General features: G+C 70.3%; 15 protein-coding genes and 1 pseudogene. 10 read left to right on the top strand and 6 right to left on the bottom strand.

Annotated elements, in window-relative coordinates:
- The first annotated feature begins 28 nt into the window (after nt 1-28).
- Nucleotides 29-817: an HAD family hydrolase gene (locus V1227_RS28565; RefSeq protein ID WP_329788465.1), complete on the top strand. Its 789-nt coding sequence runs from the start codon at nt 29-31 to the stop codon at nt 815-817.
- A gap of 10 nt (nt 818-827) precedes the next feature.
- Here V1227_RS28565 and V1227_RS28560 read toward each other — a convergent pair whose 3' ends face one another.
- Nucleotides 828-1,262, bottom strand: a complete 435-nt coding sequence (locus tag V1227_RS28560; RefSeq protein ID WP_090103448.1) for a PPOX class F420-dependent oxidoreductase — start codon at nt 1,260-1,262, stop codon at nt 828-830.
- A 130-nt stretch (nt 1,263-1,392) separates the two neighbouring features.
- Between V1227_RS28560 and V1227_RS28555 the strand changes: the two genes are divergently transcribed.
- The 3 genes from V1227_RS28555 to V1227_RS28545 all read left to right on the top strand — a co-directional run bounded on the left by V1227_RS28555 (nt 1,393) and on the right by V1227_RS28545 (nt 4,051).
- Nucleotides 1,393-2,304, top strand: a complete 912-nt coding sequence (locus V1227_RS28555; protein ID WP_329788464.1) for an ABC transporter ATP-binding protein — start codon at nt 1,393-1,395, stop codon at nt 2,302-2,304.
- Nucleotides 2,305-2,309: 5 nt separating this feature from the next.
- Nucleotides 2,310-3,059, top strand: a complete 750-nt coding sequence (locus V1227_RS28550; protein ID WP_329788463.1) for a hypothetical protein — start codon at nt 2,310-2,312, stop codon at nt 3,057-3,059.
- Between the two features lie 89 nt (nt 3,060-3,148).
- Nucleotides 3,149-4,051, top strand: a complete 903-nt coding sequence (locus tag V1227_RS28545; protein WP_329788462.1) for an ABC transporter ATP-binding protein — start codon at nt 3,149-3,151, stop codon at nt 4,049-4,051.
- Here the strand turns inward: V1227_RS28545 and mycP are convergent.
- Entirely contained in the window at nt 4,017-5,186 is a 1,170-nt protein-coding gene (gene mycP, locus V1227_RS28540; RefSeq protein ID WP_329788461.1) for a type VII secretion-associated serine protease mycosin, read from the bottom strand. The genes V1227_RS28545 and mycP overlap by 35 nt on opposite strands.
- 260 nt (nt 5,187-5,446) lie before the next feature.
- On the opposite strand from mycP, the gene V1227_RS28535 reads away from it, so the two are divergent.
- From V1227_RS28535 to V1227_RS28515, 5 genes and pseudogenes are all read left to right on the top strand, one after another.
- Nucleotides 5,447-5,851: a hypothetical protein gene (locus V1227_RS28535; RefSeq protein WP_245734027.1), complete on the top strand. Its 405-nt coding sequence runs from the start codon at nt 5,447-5,449 to the stop codon at nt 5,849-5,851.
- A gap of 68 nt (nt 5,852-5,919) precedes the next feature.
- Nucleotides 5,920-6,564 carry a tRNA (guanosine(46)-N7)-methyltransferase TrmB gene (gene trmB / locus V1227_RS28530; RefSeq protein ID WP_329794135.1) on the top strand — a complete coding sequence of 215 codons (645 nt, stop codon included), beginning with the start codon at nt 5,920-5,922 and terminating at the stop codon, nt 6,562-6,564.
- Between the two features lie 132 nt (nt 6,565-6,696).
- A complete protein-coding gene (locus V1227_RS28525) occupies nt 6,697-7,803 on the top strand; it encodes a nitric oxide synthase oxygenase (protein WP_308102830.1) in 1,107 nt (368 codons plus the stop codon).
- Between the two features lie 298 nt (nt 7,804-8,101).
- Complete coding sequence (locus tag V1227_RS28520) at nt 8,102-9,265, top strand: sensor histidine kinase (protein WP_329788460.1); 1,164 nt, start codon at nt 8,102-8,104, stop codon at nt 9,263-9,265.
- A 432-nt stretch (nt 9,266-9,697) separates the two neighbouring features.
- Nucleotides 9,698-11,004: pseudogene (locus tag V1227_RS28515) on the top strand (amidohydrolase family protein).
- Nucleotides 11,005-11,410: 406 nt separating this feature from the next.
- Here V1227_RS28515 and V1227_RS28510 read toward each other — a convergent pair.
- The gene (locus tag V1227_RS28510) at nt 11,411-12,088 is read right to left on the bottom strand and encodes an SDR family oxidoreductase (protein WP_236221045.1); all 678 of its coding nucleotides are present in this window, start codon (nt 12,086-12,088) and stop codon (nt 11,411-11,413) included.
- A 12-nt stretch (nt 12,089-12,100) separates the two neighbouring features.
- On the opposite strand from V1227_RS28510, the gene V1227_RS28505 reads away from it, so the two are divergent.
- On the top strand, nt 12,101-13,276 hold the full coding sequence (locus tag V1227_RS28505; RefSeq protein WP_329788459.1) for an MFS transporter: 1,176 nt from the start codon (nt 12,101-12,103) through the stop codon (nt 13,274-13,276).
- Here the strand turns inward: V1227_RS28505 and V1227_RS28500 are convergent.
- From V1227_RS28500 to V1227_RS28490, 3 genes are all read right to left on the bottom strand, one after another.
- On the bottom strand, nt 13,249-13,788 hold the full coding sequence (locus V1227_RS28500) for a DUF3455 domain-containing protein (RefSeq protein ID WP_329788458.1): 540 nt from the start codon (nt 13,786-13,788) through the stop codon (nt 13,249-13,251). The two genes, V1227_RS28505 and V1227_RS28500, sit on opposite strands and share 28 nt — an antisense overlap.
- 46 nt (nt 13,789-13,834) lie before the next feature.
- A complete protein-coding gene (locus V1227_RS28495) occupies nt 13,835-14,182 on the bottom strand; it encodes a DUF3455 domain-containing protein (RefSeq protein ID WP_329794134.1) in 348 nt (115 codons plus the stop codon).
- Nucleotides 14,183-14,306: 124 nt separating this feature from the next.
- Nucleotides 14,307-16,400 (bottom strand): PhoX family protein, encoded by a 2,094-nt coding sequence (locus V1227_RS28490; RefSeq protein WP_329788457.1) that lies wholly within the window; start codon nt 16,398-16,400, stop codon nt 14,307-14,309.
- Nucleotides 16,401-16,427 lie beyond the last annotated feature (27 nt).

The following is a 16,427-nucleotide window of genomic DNA, read 5'->3' as shown; positions in this document are numbered from 1 at the left end:
CACTAACCTTCGCCTAGGGTGGCTCCACGTGAACTGGAGACCGCGCCTGGTGGCCCTGGACATCGACGGAACCCTGACCTCGGTCGGCTCGAACGACATCTCACCCGCCGTGAGAGCGGCCATCACCCGCGTGACGGAACACGGCACCAAGGTCGTGCTCTGCACCGGCCGCAGCCTCATCGGCACCACCCCGATCGCCGCGCAGGTGCCCGCCTCGTTCGCCGTGTGCTCCAACGGCGCCGTGTGGTGGGACCCGGTGAGCGCGGAGGTCGTCAAGCGCACGACGTTCGAGCCCGGCCCGACGATCGAGGCGCTGCGGGCGTTGCTGCCGGGCTCGGTGTTCGCGGTCGAGCAGACCGGGGTGGGCAACCTCTCGCTCGGCGAGTTCCTGCCTGGTGACCTGTGGGGCGTCACGACCAGCGCGACGTTCGACGAGATCGCGGCCATCCGCACGCCGCGGCTGGTGATGCGCTGGCTCGACCGCACGCCGCCGGAGCTGTCGTTCGCGGTGAAGGACCTCGAACTGCCGGGCATCGAGTGGTCCGTCGACCACACGGAGGCGTGGCTGACCGCGGTGCCGCCGAACACCACCAAGGGCACGGCGCTGGACGAGCTCAGCCGGGAGCTCGGCATCGACCCGCGCGACGCGCTCGCGATCGGCGACGGCAGCAACGACGTCGAGATGCTCGAGTGGGCGGGGCTCGGCGTGGCGATGGGGCAGGCGCCCGCGACCGTGCGGGCCGTGGCGGACGAGGTCGCGCCGACCGTGCTGGAGGACGGCGCGGCCCAGGTCCTGACGAGGTTCTTCCCTGCCTAGAACCCTCGTCCTAGTCGGAGACGTTCACCTTGGCGACGACCTTGTCGACCTTGACGCGGACGAGCAGCTCGCCGGGCACGCCGTTGCGCTCGGCGAACTCGTCGGCGCGGTCGTCGCCCATGTAGCGCGCGGCCGTGCGGCCGGCCCAGTACTGCAACTGCTCGGCGTCCTCGTCGACGACGGCCTGGCCGGTGATCGTCACGAAGTTGAACGGCGGGTTCTCGTCGTCGAAGCAGAGCGCCACCCGGCCGTCGCGCAGGATCGACCTGCCCTTGACCGTGTCGCGGCCGGTCAGGAAGACGACGTCCGGGCCGTCGAGGTCGACCCACACCGGCGCGACGTGCGGCGATCCGTCCTTGCGGGTGACGGCCAGTTTGGCGGTGCGCGCCGGCTTGGCCAGGACGAACTCGCGCCACCAGCCCTCGGGAGCTTCCGTGTATCCCATGTGGCTCATTCAACTACGACGGAGGTAGCGCCACCCGGCGACGGAAGTTGACGGCACTCGAAGACCGCAGGTCGATGTGCCGGACCCCCTCGGAGCGCGACAGTTGTCCCGTCACCGAGAGGGGAAGCCCATGATCGAGGCAATCGGCCTCACCAAGAGATACGGCAGGACGGTCGCGGTCGACGACCTGTCGTTCACCGTCCAACCTGGACGGGTGACCGGATTCCTCGGTCCGAACGGCGCGGGCAAGTCCACCACCATGCGGATGATCCTGGGGCTCGACCGTCCGACGGCAGGCCGCGTGCTGATCGACGGCAAGTCCTACACCGAGCTCAAGCGTCCACTGCGGACGGTCGGCGCACTGCTCGACGCCAAGTGGGTGCACCCGAACCGCTCGGCCCGCGCCCACCTCAAGTGGCTCGCGGTGTCCAACGGCCTGCCGAAGTCGCGGGTCGACGCGGTGCTCGAGTCCGTCGGCCTCACGCAGGTCGCGGGCAAGAACGCCGGCGGGTTCTCGCTCGGCATGTCGCAGCGGCTGGGGATCGCCGCGGCACTGCTCGGCGACCCGAAGGTGCTGCTGTTCGACGAACCGGTGAACGGCCTGGACCCCGAGGGCATCCTCTGGATCCGCACGTTCATGCAGAACCTCGCCGCCGAGGGCCGCACGGTCCTGGTGTCGAGCCACCTGCTGTCGGAGATGGCGCTCACCGCCGGCGAGCTCGTGGTGATCGGCCGGGGGAAGCTGATCACGCAGAGCACCACGCAGGAGTTCATCGAGCGCTCGACGGGCAACTCGGTGCTCGTGCGCAGCCCTCAGCTCTTCAAGCTCGGCCCGCTGCTCGTCGACAAGGGCTTCACGGTTCGTGACGGCGCGGACGGCGCGTTGTCCGTAACGGGTGCCACCAGTGACCAGATCGGTGACATCGCGGCGGCGAACGACGTCGTGCTGCACGAGCTGAGCCCGCAGCGCGGTTCGCTCGAAGAGGCGTTCATGCAGCTGACCGGCGATGCTGTCGAGTACCACGCAGAGATCGGGAAGTGAGTCTGATGACCCTGTTGGCAGTGGAGAGAATCAAGCTCTTCTCGACCCGTTCGCCCTACTGGTGCAGCGCGCTCGCCATCGTCCTGGGCGTGGGGCTCACCGCGATCTTCGCGGCGGCCGGCGACGGTCCGATCCCGCTCGGCCTCACCCAGATCGGCAGCAGCCAGCTCGCCATCGCGGTGGTGCTGGTGATGTCGGCGATCGCGGTCACCACCGAGTACCGCTTCAACACCATCCGCTCGACGTTCCTCGCGGTGCCGAACCGCACGTCCGCGCTCGTCGCCAAGGCCGTCGTCGTCGCGTTCATCGCCGGCGTGCTGGGCGAGATCATCGCCTTCGGCTCGTGGGGCGTGGCGAAGCTGATCTCGCCGAGCTCGGACCTCGCGATCAACACGGCCGCCGAGTGGCGGCACGTGGCGGGCATCGGCCTGATCTACGCCGTCGGCGCGGTCATCGCGGTGGCCGTCGGCATCCTGGTCCGCCAGACCGCCGGTGCCGTCGCGATCCTGCTCGTGTGGCAGATGCTCGCCGAGAGCCTGATCGGGATCATCCCGAAGGCGGGCGAGAAGATCCAGGCGTGGCTGCCGTTCATGAACGCCACCCACTTCGTGTCGATGGGAGCGGACAGCCCCGAACAGGGTGGCGCCGGGGTCGACTTCAAGCTGAGCGAATGGGGCTCGCTCGGCTACTTCGCCGGCATCGCCGCGGCGCTGCTGGTGGTCGCGCTGATCGTCGCCAAGCGCCGGGACGCGTGACCGGGCAAGGGGGAGCGGGACGTGGGTCATCCGTCGGGGGATGACCCACGTCCCGATCAGTCTTTCCACCGAGCGAACGGGAGAAGGCCGTGATCGAAGCAGTGGCGTTGCGCAAGCACTACGGCAGGACCAAGGCCGTCGACGACCTGTCGTTCACCGTGCGGCCGGGCAGGGTCACCGGGTTCCTCGGCCCGAACGGCGCCGGCAAGTCCACGACCATGCGGATGATCCTCGGCCTCGACACCCCCACCGGCGGTGACGTCAGGATCGACGGCAAGCACTACGCCGAGCTCAAGCAGCCGCTGCGCAAGGTCGGCGCGCTGCTCGACGCGAAGTGGGTGCACCCCAACCGTTCCGCGCGGTCGCACCTCAAGTGGCTCGCCGTGTCGAACAAGATCCCGGTCAGCCGGGTGCGGGAGGTGCTGGAGGTCGTCGGCCTCACCGAGGTCGCGCACAAGAACGCCGGCGGGTTCTCGCTCGGCATGTCCCAGCGGCTCGGCATCGCGGGCGCGCTGCTCGGCGACCCCGAGGTGCTGCTCTTCGACGAACCGGTCAACGGCCTCGACCCCGAGGGCATCCTCTGGATCCGGCAGTTCATGCACCGGCTCGCGGAGGAGGGCCGCACGGTGTTCGTGTCGAGCCACCTGCTCTCGGAGATGGCGCAGACGGCCCAGGACCTCATCGTGATCGGCAAGGGGCGGCTGATCGCGCAGACCTCCACCGAGCAGTTCATCGCCGACGCCACGCAGGACCACGTGAGGGTGCGCTCGCCGCACGCCGCGAAGCTGCGCGAGATCCTCGCCGCGCACGCCACGGTGACGGACGACTCGGCGAGCGGAGCCCTGGTGGTGCACGGGATCCCGGCGCAGCGGATCGGTGAGATCGCGGCGGAGAACCACGTCGTGCTGCACGAGCTCAGCCCTCAGCGCGGCTCGCTGGAGGAGGCCTTCATGCAGCTCACCAAGGAGTCGGTGGAGTACCACTCCCACTGAGCGGCGGCAGCACGCGCACGGTGGCCTGCGGGCGGGGACGGCGGGACCTGATGGCGGGCAACGCGATCAGCAGGCCCGTCATCACCGCGGTGCCACCGGCGACGGCCGCGATGAACGGCATCCGGCTCCCCAGGTCCACGTCCGGGCGCTGGGCGGTCCGCGCCGGCGTCGGGGCGGGCTTCGTGGTCGACGGCTTCGGCGGCGGCAGGAGCGGGTTGCGCTCCACCGGCGGGAGCTGCGCGGTGAGCGCGCCCACCGGGTCGACCACGCCGAAGCCCGTCGTCGCGTCCCTGCCGGGTTCCGCCAGGTCCTTCGCGGACTTGATCAACGCGTTGACGACGTCCTTCGCGGGCATCCGCGGGTGCTTGGCCCGCACCAGCGCCGCGACCCCGGACACGATCGCCGACGCCGCGCTCGTGCCGTCCACCTCGGCGTAGCCGCTGGGGTAGACGCTCTTCGGCGAGGTCGTCACGATGCCGGCCGCCGGAGCCGAGAGCACGGTGTCCGCGCCGACGTTCGACGACGCCCACGGCTTGCCGTCCCTGGTCGTCCCGGAGACCGCGATCACGCCCTGGATGTTCGCGGGCGCCGAGACGGCCCTGCCCTCGTTGCCGGTGGCGGCGACGAGGACGACGTCCTTCTCGATCGCGTAGTTCACGGCCTTGACGAGGGTCGGCGTCATCGAGCTGGAGAAGCCGAGGGACATGTTGATGACCTTGGCGCCGTGGTCGGTGGCCCACCTGATGCTCTCCGCGACGACGTCGAGCGTGAACTGCTCCCTCTCGGCGCTCGCGACCGGCAGGATCTTGGCGCCGGGCGCGATGCCGAGCGCCCCGCCGTCACGGCCGGTGGCGGCGATGATCCCGGCCATCGCGGTGCCGTGGCCGTCGGTGTCGGTCGTGCCGCCGGTGCCCTTCGAGCTGCCGAACCCGGCCCCCGGCAACACCTGTCCTGCCAGGTCCGGGTGCTGGGCGTCGACGCCGGAGTCGATCACGGCGACGACCACGCCGTCCCCGCGCGCCTGGGCCTGCGCGGAGTAGACGTCGAGCGCGTCGAGGTGCCACTCCTGCTCCTCGATCGTCTGCGCGGCGAGCAGCAGGGGCAGCGCGACGGTGAGCGCGGGAAGCAGGGCCACGCCAGCTACATCGTGTTTCCAGGTCACGGCGCAACGTGCCTGGTGTCACACGTTGCGTAAGAGAGCTGTTAACAAACTGTGAAACCCGGCAATCTGGACATCACCGGCGTATGAGTTCACGTTCAATTGGGTTATCCCCGCTGCGGAGGTGGCCAGTGGTCCGTGTGGAAGCAATGCTCGGCCTCGAGTGGTCCAGTGCTCTCGAAGCTCCCAATCCTGCTGAAATCGCCCTCACCCCTGCAGAGGCGCGCCGTTCCTGGGTGAACCGCGCTCCCGAGGACGAAGTGCTCGCGATGTACCGCTCGGTGCGGTCCGTCGAGGACGCGCCCGCGCCGTGGTGGCTGCGCGCGCTGGACCGGGGGCGACTGCGCTCCCGCGCCGAAGGTCATGCCGTCGAGGACGCCGTGAGCGAGCTGCTCTCGTCCCGTCCCGGCTGGGTGTTCGTCCCGTGGGTCGACCTCGGCGAGGTCGGGTACTGGGAGTACGTCCCCTCCGAAAGCGGTGTCTACGGTCCCGCCACCCCCACGACCGTGCAGTTCACCGACTCGCACCGCGGCTTCGTCCACCTCGTTCCCGCCCACCGCGGGCCGGGTCACCCCCACGCCATCGACTTCACGGTCGCCGACCTGCGGGCGCAAATCGAGGACATCGAGCTCATCGCCTAGGCTTTCCGGTCGTGACCAGGCCTGAGCACCACCGTTCCATCGTCAGCTTCGTGCAGCGCGGCGAGCGCATGACCGTGGGACAGGAACGTGCCTGGGACACGTACTGGGAGAAGATGGGCAACGACGTGAAGTCCCTGCCCGAGGGCCCGCTGGACTTCACGTCGTGGTTCGGCCGTTCCGCTCCCGTGCTGCTGGAGATCGGTTCCGGCATGGGCGAGACCACCTCCCAGCTCGTGGCCGCCGCGCCCGAGCTGAACTACGTCGCCGTCGAGGTCTACAAGCCGGGACTGGCCCAGCTGCTGCTGCGCGCCGAGCACCTCGGAGGCCTCGCCAACCTGCGCGTGCTGCGCGGTGACGCCGTCGACCTGCTGACCGACCACATCGCCCCCGCGTCGTTGCACGGCGTGCGGATCTTCTTCCCGGACCCGTGGCCGAAGAAGAAGCACCACAAGCGCCGGCTCGTGCAGCCCGAGTTCGTGTCGCTCGTGGCGTCGCGCCTGGAGCCCGGTGGCGTGCTGCACCTCGCGACCGACTGGGAGAACTACGCGGAGCAGATGCTCGAGGTGTGCTCCGGCGAGCGGCTGCTGACGAACGTGCACGACGGCTGGGCGCCCCGTCCGGACTGGCGGCCCGTCACGAAGTTCGAGCAGCGCGCGGTGAACGAGGGCCGGATCTCCCACGACCTGATGTTCCGCCGGAACGACCTCACCTGATCGAGGTCTCAAGCCGAGCGAGCGAACACCGTGGGTCTTGCGTTCACTCGTCGGAGTGGCTGGTGTTGATCACCCGAAATGCCCCGAGTGGCAGTGACGCGTGAAGCTCTTCCGGGCTTAGCGTTCCGCTCCGTGACCCCCGACGTCCTCCCCGTCGCGGAGGAGTTCGTCCGCATGTTCCACGCGGCGCACTCCGACGCAGGCTCGCTGTCCGCCCGCATCGCACAGGTGCGCGCCGAGATCGCCGAGACCGGAACCTACCGCCACACCACCCACGAGCTCGCGTACGGCGCGAGGATCGCGTTGCGCGACTCCGGCTGGTGCACCTCGGGTGTGCCGTGGCGCCGGCTGAAGGTCCGCGACCTGCGCGGCTACCGCAACGCCGCCGCCGTCGCCGGCGAGTGCGTCGAGCACCTGCGCCTCGCGACGAACGGCGGCGAGATCCGGCCGCTGGTCACGGTCTTCGCGCCGGACGCGCCCGGTGCGCCGGGACCGGTGATCTGGAACGAGCAGCTCGTCCGGTACGCCGGGTACGCCGACGGCACGGGGGACCGCCGGTACGCCCAGTTCACCGAGACCATGCAGGGCATGGGGTGGCGTCCACCGGCGCGGCGGTCGCGGTTCGACCTGCTGCCGCTGGTGGTGGAGACCCGGCACGAGGGACCGCGGCTGTTCACGCTGCCGTCCGAGGTCGTGCACGAGGTGCCGCTGGAGCACCCGGTCCTGCCGTGGTTCGGCGAGATGGGCCTGCGCTGGCACGCGGTCCCGGTCATCTCGAACATGAGGCTGTCGATCGGCGGCGTGCACTACCCGGCCGCACCGTTCAACTCGTGGTTCGTCGGCGCCGAGATCGGCACGCGGTCACTGGCCGAGGAAGGCGCCTACGGCGTGGCGCGTCAGGTCGCCGAGGCGCTGGGGCTCGACACGTCGTCCGAACGCACGCTGTGGCGGGACTTCGCCACGGTTCACCTGAACGCGGCAGTGCTGCACTCGTTCGACAAGGCGGCCGTCACGATCACGGACCACCACGCGGAGGCGTTGCACCGCCTGGCCTGGCTGCGTTCGCGCCAGCGCCCGTCGGCCGCGCGACCCGCGTTCCGGCTGGACACCGCGGCCGCGGCGCGCGCACGGACCGGTTCCCCTGCGCGCTTCACGACCGCGTTGGACGAGACCCGTCCCCAGCCGACGAGCAGGCTGGCGGAGCTGCTCCGCCAGCACCACTCCCTGACCAGCGCCTGACTTCCCCATCACACGCTGGTCCGTCGCGGTACTAGTGCTTCGAGTCGATCATCACGCCGGACAGGGCCATCAGCGCGAGGACCAGCAGGCCGACCACCGCGGCCGCCCAGGTGAAAACAACTGACAACATGGTGTCCTCCGTCTCTCGTCTTCCGCTCCTCCAGAGTCCGTGACCGGCGTGTGGTCCGACATCCGCCGTGAGGGTATTTCCGCAGGTCGCCCACTCAGCCTTCCGGCTGACCCGTGGGTAGACCGGAGTCGGACGCGGGATCACCCCTTCGGCCCTACTGTTGCTCGGGTGGAGAGCACGGACATGAACTGGCGGTTGCTCGCCAAACGCCAGTGGCCGCTGGCGCTCTCGCTCACCGGCATCGTCCTCGCGGAAACCGGGGCGATCAGCACCGACCTCGGCTGGTGGCAGCTCCCCGGCGTCCTGGTCGTCTGCGCGATCTCGGTGCTGGCTCCGCGCAAGCCGTTCGACGCGGCCCTCGCGGCGGCGTTCGCGATCGCCTGCTCGGCGCTCTACCTGCGGCTCCTCGGCATCCCCTTCGAACCGCACTTCTTCCTCAGCGGTGCCACCGTCTCGATGACCGGCGCGGCGATGGCGACCATCGCGATCCTCGTCCGGGAGGCCTCGCGCGTCCGCGCGGTGTTCGGCACCGTGCTCGTCGTGGCGGCGATGATCAGCGCGGAGGTCCTCGGGTGGCCGGCCGTGTCCGCCCGCGAGTACCGCGAGTGGCAGCCGGATCCGACGTCGTACCTGTTCGGTGCGTGCATCATGCTCGTGCTGGCCATCGGCACCGGTCTCTACTTCCGCGCCCGCGACAACGAACGCGCGTCGCAGCTGGCGGCCTCCGTCGCGGCGGCCCAGAACTCCGAGCGGATGGCGCTGGCACGGGAGCTGCACGACGTGGTGGCGCACTACGTGACGGCGATCGTCGTGCACGCGCGGGCGGGTCAGCTGAACCGCGCGGCCGCCGAGCAGGTGCTGCCGACGATCGAGGCGTCCGGGCACGAGGCGCTGACGGCGATGCGCCGCCTGGTGGGAACGCTGCGGGACGGTGAGTCCGCCGGTCCGGCCGCTTCTTCGTCGCTGATGGACGACGTGCGCGCGCTGGCAGGGGAATCGGGCCTGCCGGTGCGGCTCTCGTTCGACCTGCGGGACGCCGTGCCGCAGGAACTGGCCCGCTCGGTGCTGCGACTGGTCCAGGAATCGTTGACGAACACCCGGAAGCACGCGGCGGCGGTGTCCTCAGTGGACGTGTCGCTGACCTCGGGGGACGGGCTGCTGCACCTGGAGGTGGTGGACGACGGGGTGGCCTCGGGCGTTCCCGTCGGGGGATCGGGTGGCTACGGGCTCGTCGGCATGCGCGAGCGCGTGGACCTGCTGGGCGGCCGCTTCTCCGCAGGCCGACGCGAACCGGCTGGGTGGACGGTCCGCGCCGAGCTGCCGATCGCCTAGCTCAGCTGTCGTCGCGGATGACCTCGAACTCCTGGGTCATCTCGAGATCGGTGAGCTGGTCGTCGTTCTGAGGGTCGATGTCGGCCACTGATGCCTCCGCATGATCACGCCCGCTACCCGTGCGGGGTGATCATGCCAACTCAGCGCCGGGTCGGCGGCTTGGGGGTGGCGGGCTTCTGCGCGCGGCGGAACTGCCCACTGGACGTGCACGGCTTCTTCGACATGATCTTGAGACGCCCCTGTCCTGCCCGTGGTTGCCTGTGGATGCACAAAGGGCCCGCCGCATGACGCGTAACGGGCCCCTTGGATGGGGGAGAGTTTTTGGTCGGGGCGGACCCTGGGGGTCGGCCCGCGCCCGACAGAGCCAGGATGCCCATCCCCTCCGGATGCATGCATGGATGTGACCGGAATCACAATGGCAGGATTCTCCGCATGTCACTGCGTCTGCACGCCCCGGTGGTCCTGCCCTGCGACGAGTCCTGCACGGTGGTGCGCGACGCGGTCGTGGACGTCGTCGACGGCCGGATCACCCACGTCGGCCCGATCTCGTCGGCACCCGCGTTCGACGGCGAGGTCCGCTCGCTCACCGGCATCCTCCTGCCCGGTCTCGTGAACACCCACGCGCACAGCCCGATGACCGTGCTGCGCGGCCTCGGCTCCGACCTGCCGCTGCTGCGGTGGCTGCAGGAGGAGATCTGGCCGAACGAGGCGCGGATGACGGCCCGGGACGTCGGCACAGGCATGCTGCTGGGCGCCGTCGAGATGCTGCGGCACGGCGTGACCACGTCCGCCGAGATGTACTTCCACGGCGCCGAACTGGTGTCCTCGGTGCTGGAGGCGGGCTCGCGCGTGGTGTTCGGCGGCGCGATCCTGGACGTGCCGGGCATGTCGTGGCAGTCGCTGACCGACGACATCTCGTCGTGGATCGACGCCGACGGCCTGCGCTTCGGCCCCGGCGAGCGCGTCGAACTGGCCTACGGCCCCCACTCCGCCTACACCCTGTCGGCCGCCCAGCTCTCGGCCATCGCCGTCGAGGCCCGTGCGCGCGGGGCGCTGTTCATGGTGCACGTGGCGGAGTCGCCGTTCGAGGACGAGGCCGTCCGCGCCGAGTACGGCTCCGTGCCCGCGCTGCTGAAGGCGTCCGACGTGCTGGGCGGCCGGGTGCTGTCCGCGCACTCCGTCCACCTGTCCGACGACGACATCGCCCTCTACGCGTCGTTCGGCGTCGGCGTGGCGCACTGCCCGGGGTCGAACGCGAAGCTCGCCTCCGGCATCGCGCGGGTGCCGGAGATGCTGGCGGCCGGCGTGCCGGTCGGCCTGGGAACCGACGGGCCCGCGTCCAACGACGACCTGGACCTGTTCGAGGAGGCGCGGCTGGCCGGGCTGTTCGCCCGCGTGTCCAAGATGGACGCCACCGCGCTCGGGGCCGCCCAGGCGCTGCTGATGGCGACGCGGGGCGGGGCGTCCGCCCTGGGGCGGTCCGACATCGGCGCGCTGGAGGCCGGGCGGTGGGGCGACGTCGTGCACATCGCCGCCGACGACCCCGCTTTCGCCACCGGGCTGGACGCGCCGGACTCGCAGCTGCTGGCGAACCTGGTGTGGGGGTCGGGGTCGCGGAGGGTCACCGACGTGTGGGTGGCCGGGGACCACGTCGTGACCGGTGGGGAGTCGACCAGGGTGGACCGGGGGAGGCCCAGGCGGCGGTTTCGGCGGTGGCCGCGCGGTTGCGGTCCGCCTGATCCGCGGCGCGTTTCCGGTCCGCGGCGGTGGGCTGCGGACCGGTTGCGGCTGTGCGGGACCGGGCCGAGGCGGCGTTCCGGAGTCCGGGCCCCTCAGCCCGCGTCGATCCCGACCGCCTGCCAACGGTTACGACGCTGTGGGTTGCCCACGGGCCGAGGGCGGCGTCTAAAAGCCGAGAGCGGCGCCACGGGCCGAAAGTCGATCGGCCCGCGTGCCGCAGCTGGAACCCGGACACCGGGCAGTACGCCGGTCCGCTGGCGCCCGAGAAAGCGGCGCCACGGACCGAAGCGGCGTCACGCATCAAGAGCGGCGCGCAGCAGCAGGTGTGCGCCGGGTTCCCCCAGTTTTGATCTTACCGTCCGTCAGTGTCTGACCACAGGCTGTTGATGGATCTGTGGACAACTGTCAGTGCGGGCGCGACCGCACGTTGATCTCGGTGATGTGGGCGTCGGGCGTCGCCAGCACGGCCGACGCCACCGCCCGCCCCACCGAGGCCGGGTCGATGTACTTCGACGGGTCGTACTCGCCGCCCTCCTGGCGGCGGACCGACTCCTGCATCGGCGTGGCGGTGCGGCCGGGGTAGACCGTGGTGACGCGCAGGGCCGGCTCGTCGCCGCGGAGGGCGTCGGCGTAGGCGCGCAGGGCGAACTTCGAGGCCGCGTAGACGCCCCAGCCCGGGTTCGCGTTCAGGCCGGCGCCCGAGTTGATCAGCACCACGTGGCCGCCCGCCGCGCGGAGCTGGGGCAGGACCAGGTTGGTCAGCTCGGCCACGGCGAAGACGTTCACGTCGAAGGTCTGGCGCCAGTCGGCCTGCGTCGCCTCCGAGAGCGGGCCCAGCAGGGCGATGCCGGCGCTGTGCACGACGACGTCCAGGCGGGAGACGGCCGTGAGGTCCGCCGAGGCCACGTTCGTCAGGTCGAACGGCCACGCCTGCGCGCCGGGGAGCTCAGCGGCGAGCACGGAGAGCGACGATTCATCACGTCCGCCCAGCAGGAGGTCGTGGGTCGGGGCCAGACTGCGGGCGATGGCCGCGCCGATTCCGCTGGATGCCCCGGTGACGAGGGCGACCGGACGATCACTCATGGGGGAACTGTAGTGCCCAAGAAGTTGATCCTGCCGTACCTGTGCCTCCTCTACTTCATCAACTACCTGGACCGGGTCAACATCGGGTTCGCCGGACCGAACGGCATGTCGGAGGAGCTCCGGCTCAGCGCGACGGTGTTCGGGTTCGCGTCCGGGGTGTTCTTCATCGGCTACCTCCTGCTGGAGGTGCCGAGCAACCTCGCGCTGCACAGGTTCGGGGCACGCAGGTGGATCGCGCGGATCATGGTCAGCTGGGGGATCGTCGCCACGGCCATGGCGTTCGTGCCGAACGGGACCGTGCTGGTCGTGCTGCGGTTCCTGCTCGGTGTCGCGGAGGCCGGGTTCTTCCCCGGGATCATCCTGTACCTGACCTACTGGTACCCGCAGAAGGACCGGGCGCGGATCGTCGCGCTGTTCATGGTGGCGGTGCCGATCTCGACGGCGCTCGGGGCGACGTTCAGCGGGTTGCTGATCCAGTGGTTCGACTGGCGCACGATGTTCCTGGTGGAGGGGCTGCCGGCGATCGCGCTGGCGTTCGTGACGTGGTTCTGGCTGCCGGACAAGCCCGCCGAAGCCGTCGAGCAGCCGCGGGAGGAGCACTGGCCGTTGAAGAAGGTCTTCACGCACCCGCGGGTCCTGGCGTTGAGCTTCGTGTACTTCGGGATCGTGTACGGGCTCTACACGCTGGGGTTCTTCCTGCCGACGATCATCAAGGGGCTGGCGCCGGGGGCGGGCATCGTCGAGCGCGGGCTGATCAACGCGATCCCGTACGTCCTCGGCGCGGTCGCCATGGTCCTGTGGGCCAGGCACGGCGACCGCACCGGGGAGCGGAAGTGGCACGTCGCCGCGCCGATGCTGCTCGGTGGCGCGGCGATCCCCGTGGCGCTCTACCTGGAGAACCCCGTCGCGGCGATGGTGGCCGTGTCGGTGTGCGCCATCGGGGTCTGCGCCGCCCTGCCGACGTTCTGGGCGCTTCCCACGAGTTTTCTCGGCGGCACGGCGGCGGCGGGTGGCATCGCGTTGATCAATTCGCTCGGCAACGTGAGCGGCTTCGCGGCGCCGTACGTCACCGGGTGGCTGAGCGACCTGACCGGGACCCAGAAGACGGGCCTCTGGGTCGTCGGCGTCACGATGGTCGCGGCAGCGGTGGTCGCGCTCGTTCAGAGGGCGGGCGCGGAGAAGGTGTAGAGCGCCTCGTAGCGGACGGAGGTCTGGGCGCCCTCGGTGCAGCCGCCGGTCGGCGCGAGACCGCCCTTGGTGTTGAGGCGCTGCACGTAGCTGACCCCGGCGAACACCCCGGAGCCCCTGGTGGACTTCGCCTTCAGCAGGAGCTCCGGAACGGCTCCGGCGACCTCGTTGCGGGCGCCGTCGACCGGTGCCGCCTCGACCGCGCTGCCGTCGACGGTGGAGACCCAGATCGGACCGCGCGAGTGCAATCCGACCGCCCTGCCGAGCCGGTCGGCGAGGGTGGCGGCGGGTTCGAGGCCCTTCCACGCCCCCGCTGTGCAGGTGTAGGTCTGCACGCCCTTCGCGTAGAACCTCTCGACGACCTTGTTGCCGGGCGGAACCTGGACCGCGGGTGCGACCCTCGCGGCGGCTTCGCTCATGGCAGCCGGCGTCGGCGCGGCGGTGGAGCCGACACCTCCCGCCAGGATGCCCAGGAGAGTGGACGAGACCAGGACCAAGCCTGCGCGTTTCATCACGTCCGGGCCTACGGGAAGGTCAGCGGACCGGTTCAGTTCCGTCTCAGCCGGCGGACGTCTGCGCGCAGGCCTTGCACCCGCCGGAGGGCGCCACGCCGCCCTCGGTCTGGAGGCGCTGCACGTAGGTGACCTTGCCGAACAGGCCGCCGCCGCGTGCGGTCCTGGTCTTGAGCAGGAGTTCGGGGACGGCGCCCGTGACGTCGTTCTCGGCGCCGTCGACGGGAGCGGCCTCGACCGCGCTGCCGTCCTCGGTGACGGCCGCGGCGACGGCGACCGGCGCCTCCTCCGCCTGGGCGACGGGGCTGGGCGTCGCGGTGCCGGCGGTGGAGGTGCCGCACGCGGCAAGACACAAAAGAGCAGCAGTACCGACGAAAAGACCAGCACGACGCACCAAAGCTCCAAAGTAGACAGCCAATGTGGACGTTCCCTTGGCTGTCCGCGGTGCAGCCACCCCTCACACGGAGGAGCGGCTGCACCGGTTCACCGGGCGTGCGTGAGCCGGACCACAGAGAGGATCAGTCGCAGATCTTGCGGCGGTCCTCGCGCCACACCACCGCGACCGACGGACGCGGCTGCGAGGTGCCGCCGTCCGGCCAGTGCGACAGCGGGTTGTTGGCCGAGGCGCCGTCGACCTCACCGGGGTGCTGCACCGACACCAGCACGAAGTCCTCGGTGATGACCGGGCCGCAGGTCTCCGCACCCTTCGGCACCGTCAGGAACTGCTTGACCTGACCGCGGCGCTTGCCGGAGACCGGCACCGCGAACAGGCCGTCGTTGGAGCCCAGCGCGTTGCCGTCGGTGGAGATCCACAGGTTGCCGTGCGTGTCGAACGCGACGTTGTCCGGGCACGAGATCGGGCTGACCTGCGACTTGTCGAAGCCGCCGAAGTACGTGCCGGGGTCCTTCGGGTCACCGCAGACCAGCAGCAGCTTCCACGAGAACGTCAGCGCCGTGTTGTCGCTGCGGCGCTCCTCGATCTCCAGGACGTGGCCGTGCTTGTTGCCGTTGCGCGGGTTGACCTCGGTCGGGCCTTCCTTGCCCACCTTGCCGCGGTCGGTGTTGTTGGTGAGCGCGGCGTAGATCCGGCGGTTGTGCGTCGAGGGCTCGACGTCCTCCGGGCGGTCCATCTTGGTGGCGCCCACCTTGTCGGCGGCCAGGCGCGTGAAGATGTAGACCTCCTCGGCGGTGAAGCCCGGCACGAACGACCTGTCGTTGTGCGCCAGCGCGATCCACTCGCCCGAACCGTCGAACTCGCCGTCCGCGGGCAGCTTGCCGGTGCCGTCGATCTCGGCGGCCGGGCTGTCACCGGTGAACTTGGCGACGTAGAGCGTTCCCTTGTCCAGCAGCTTCTTGTTGTGCTCGCGGGCCCGCTTCGAGTTGCCCTTCATGTAGCGCTCGTCGGTGACGAACTTGTACATGTAGTCGAAGCGCTCGTCGTCACCCATGTACGCGACGACGCGGCCGTCCTTGGCGACGATGACGTTCGCGCCCTCGTGCTTGAAGCGGCCGAGCGCGGTGTGCTTGACCGGTGTCGACTTCGGGTCGAGCGGGTCGATCTCGACGATCCAGCCGAAGCGGTTGGCCTCGTTGGGCTCCTGGGCCAGGTCGAAGCGCTTGTCGAAGCGCTCCCACTGGCGCGTCGACGCGCCGCCGCTGATGCCGTAGCGGGCGAGCTTCGCCTTCGTGTCCGGGTCGGCGACCTGACCGCCGTTGGCGAAGTACTGGTTGAAGTTCTCCTCGCCGGACAGGATCGTGCCCCACGGCGTGACGCCGCCGGCGCAGTTGTTCTGCGTGCCCAGGACCTTGCGGCCCGTCGGGTCGGCGGAGGTCTTGAGGTACTTCGAACCGGCGGCGGGACCACGCACCTCGAACGGCGTGGTGAGCGTGATCCGGCGGTTGTACTTCTTCATGTCGTCCTTGCAGACGACCAGCTTGCCGGTGCGGTGGTCGCGGTCGACCATCACGACGGACATGCCGTGCGCGGCCCACGCGATCTTGGCGTGCTTCTCGGTGATCTTGTCCGGCGCCCAGTCCTTGAACATGAACGTCTCGGACGTGTACTCGTGGTTGCTCACCATGAGCCAGCTGTCCCAGGCGCCGGGCACCGGGACGAGGCCGCAGAAGTCGTTGTTGAAGCCGAACTGCTTGGCCTGCGCCTCGGGCGTCTGGTTGTCGAAGTCGAACTCCGGCGCGTCGGGCAGCACCGCGTCACCCCAGCGGATGACGACGTCCTGCCGGAAGCCCTTCGGCACGGAGATCTGGTCGAGGGTGTTGGGCGCCACCGGCTCGAAGTTCAGACCGTCGTTGCCGTGGCCGCCGCGACCGAGGGCCTCGGCGTCGACGTGCGCCGGGGCGGCGGCGGCGGAACCGGAGAACGCGAGCGCACCGGCACCGGCGGCCGCGACGACGGCACCGGCCTTCAGCATGCCGCGACGGCTCACGACCTCCTTGACGACATCACCGAAGTACGCGTTGCGCGAGGTGTTGGGCGCGTCGTGCGCACAGGCGTTGCCGCAACGGAACTCGCAGGTGACCGCCTGACGCCCGAGCGGGTGGTTCGTCGGGAGCAGGGGCAGCAGGCGGCGGCCCCGATCGGTGGGTGAGGACACGCAGGCCTCCGAGATCGGTCAGTGTGG

It is taken from the genome of Lentzea sp. DG1S-22, from assembly GCF_036321065.1.
Taxonomy (GTDB): domain Bacteria; phylum Actinomycetota; class Actinomycetes; order Mycobacteriales; family Pseudonocardiaceae; genus Lentzea; species Lentzea jiangxiensis.
Note: the sequence above shows the minus strand (reverse complement) of the source record. Positions and strands in the feature narration are given on the sequence as shown.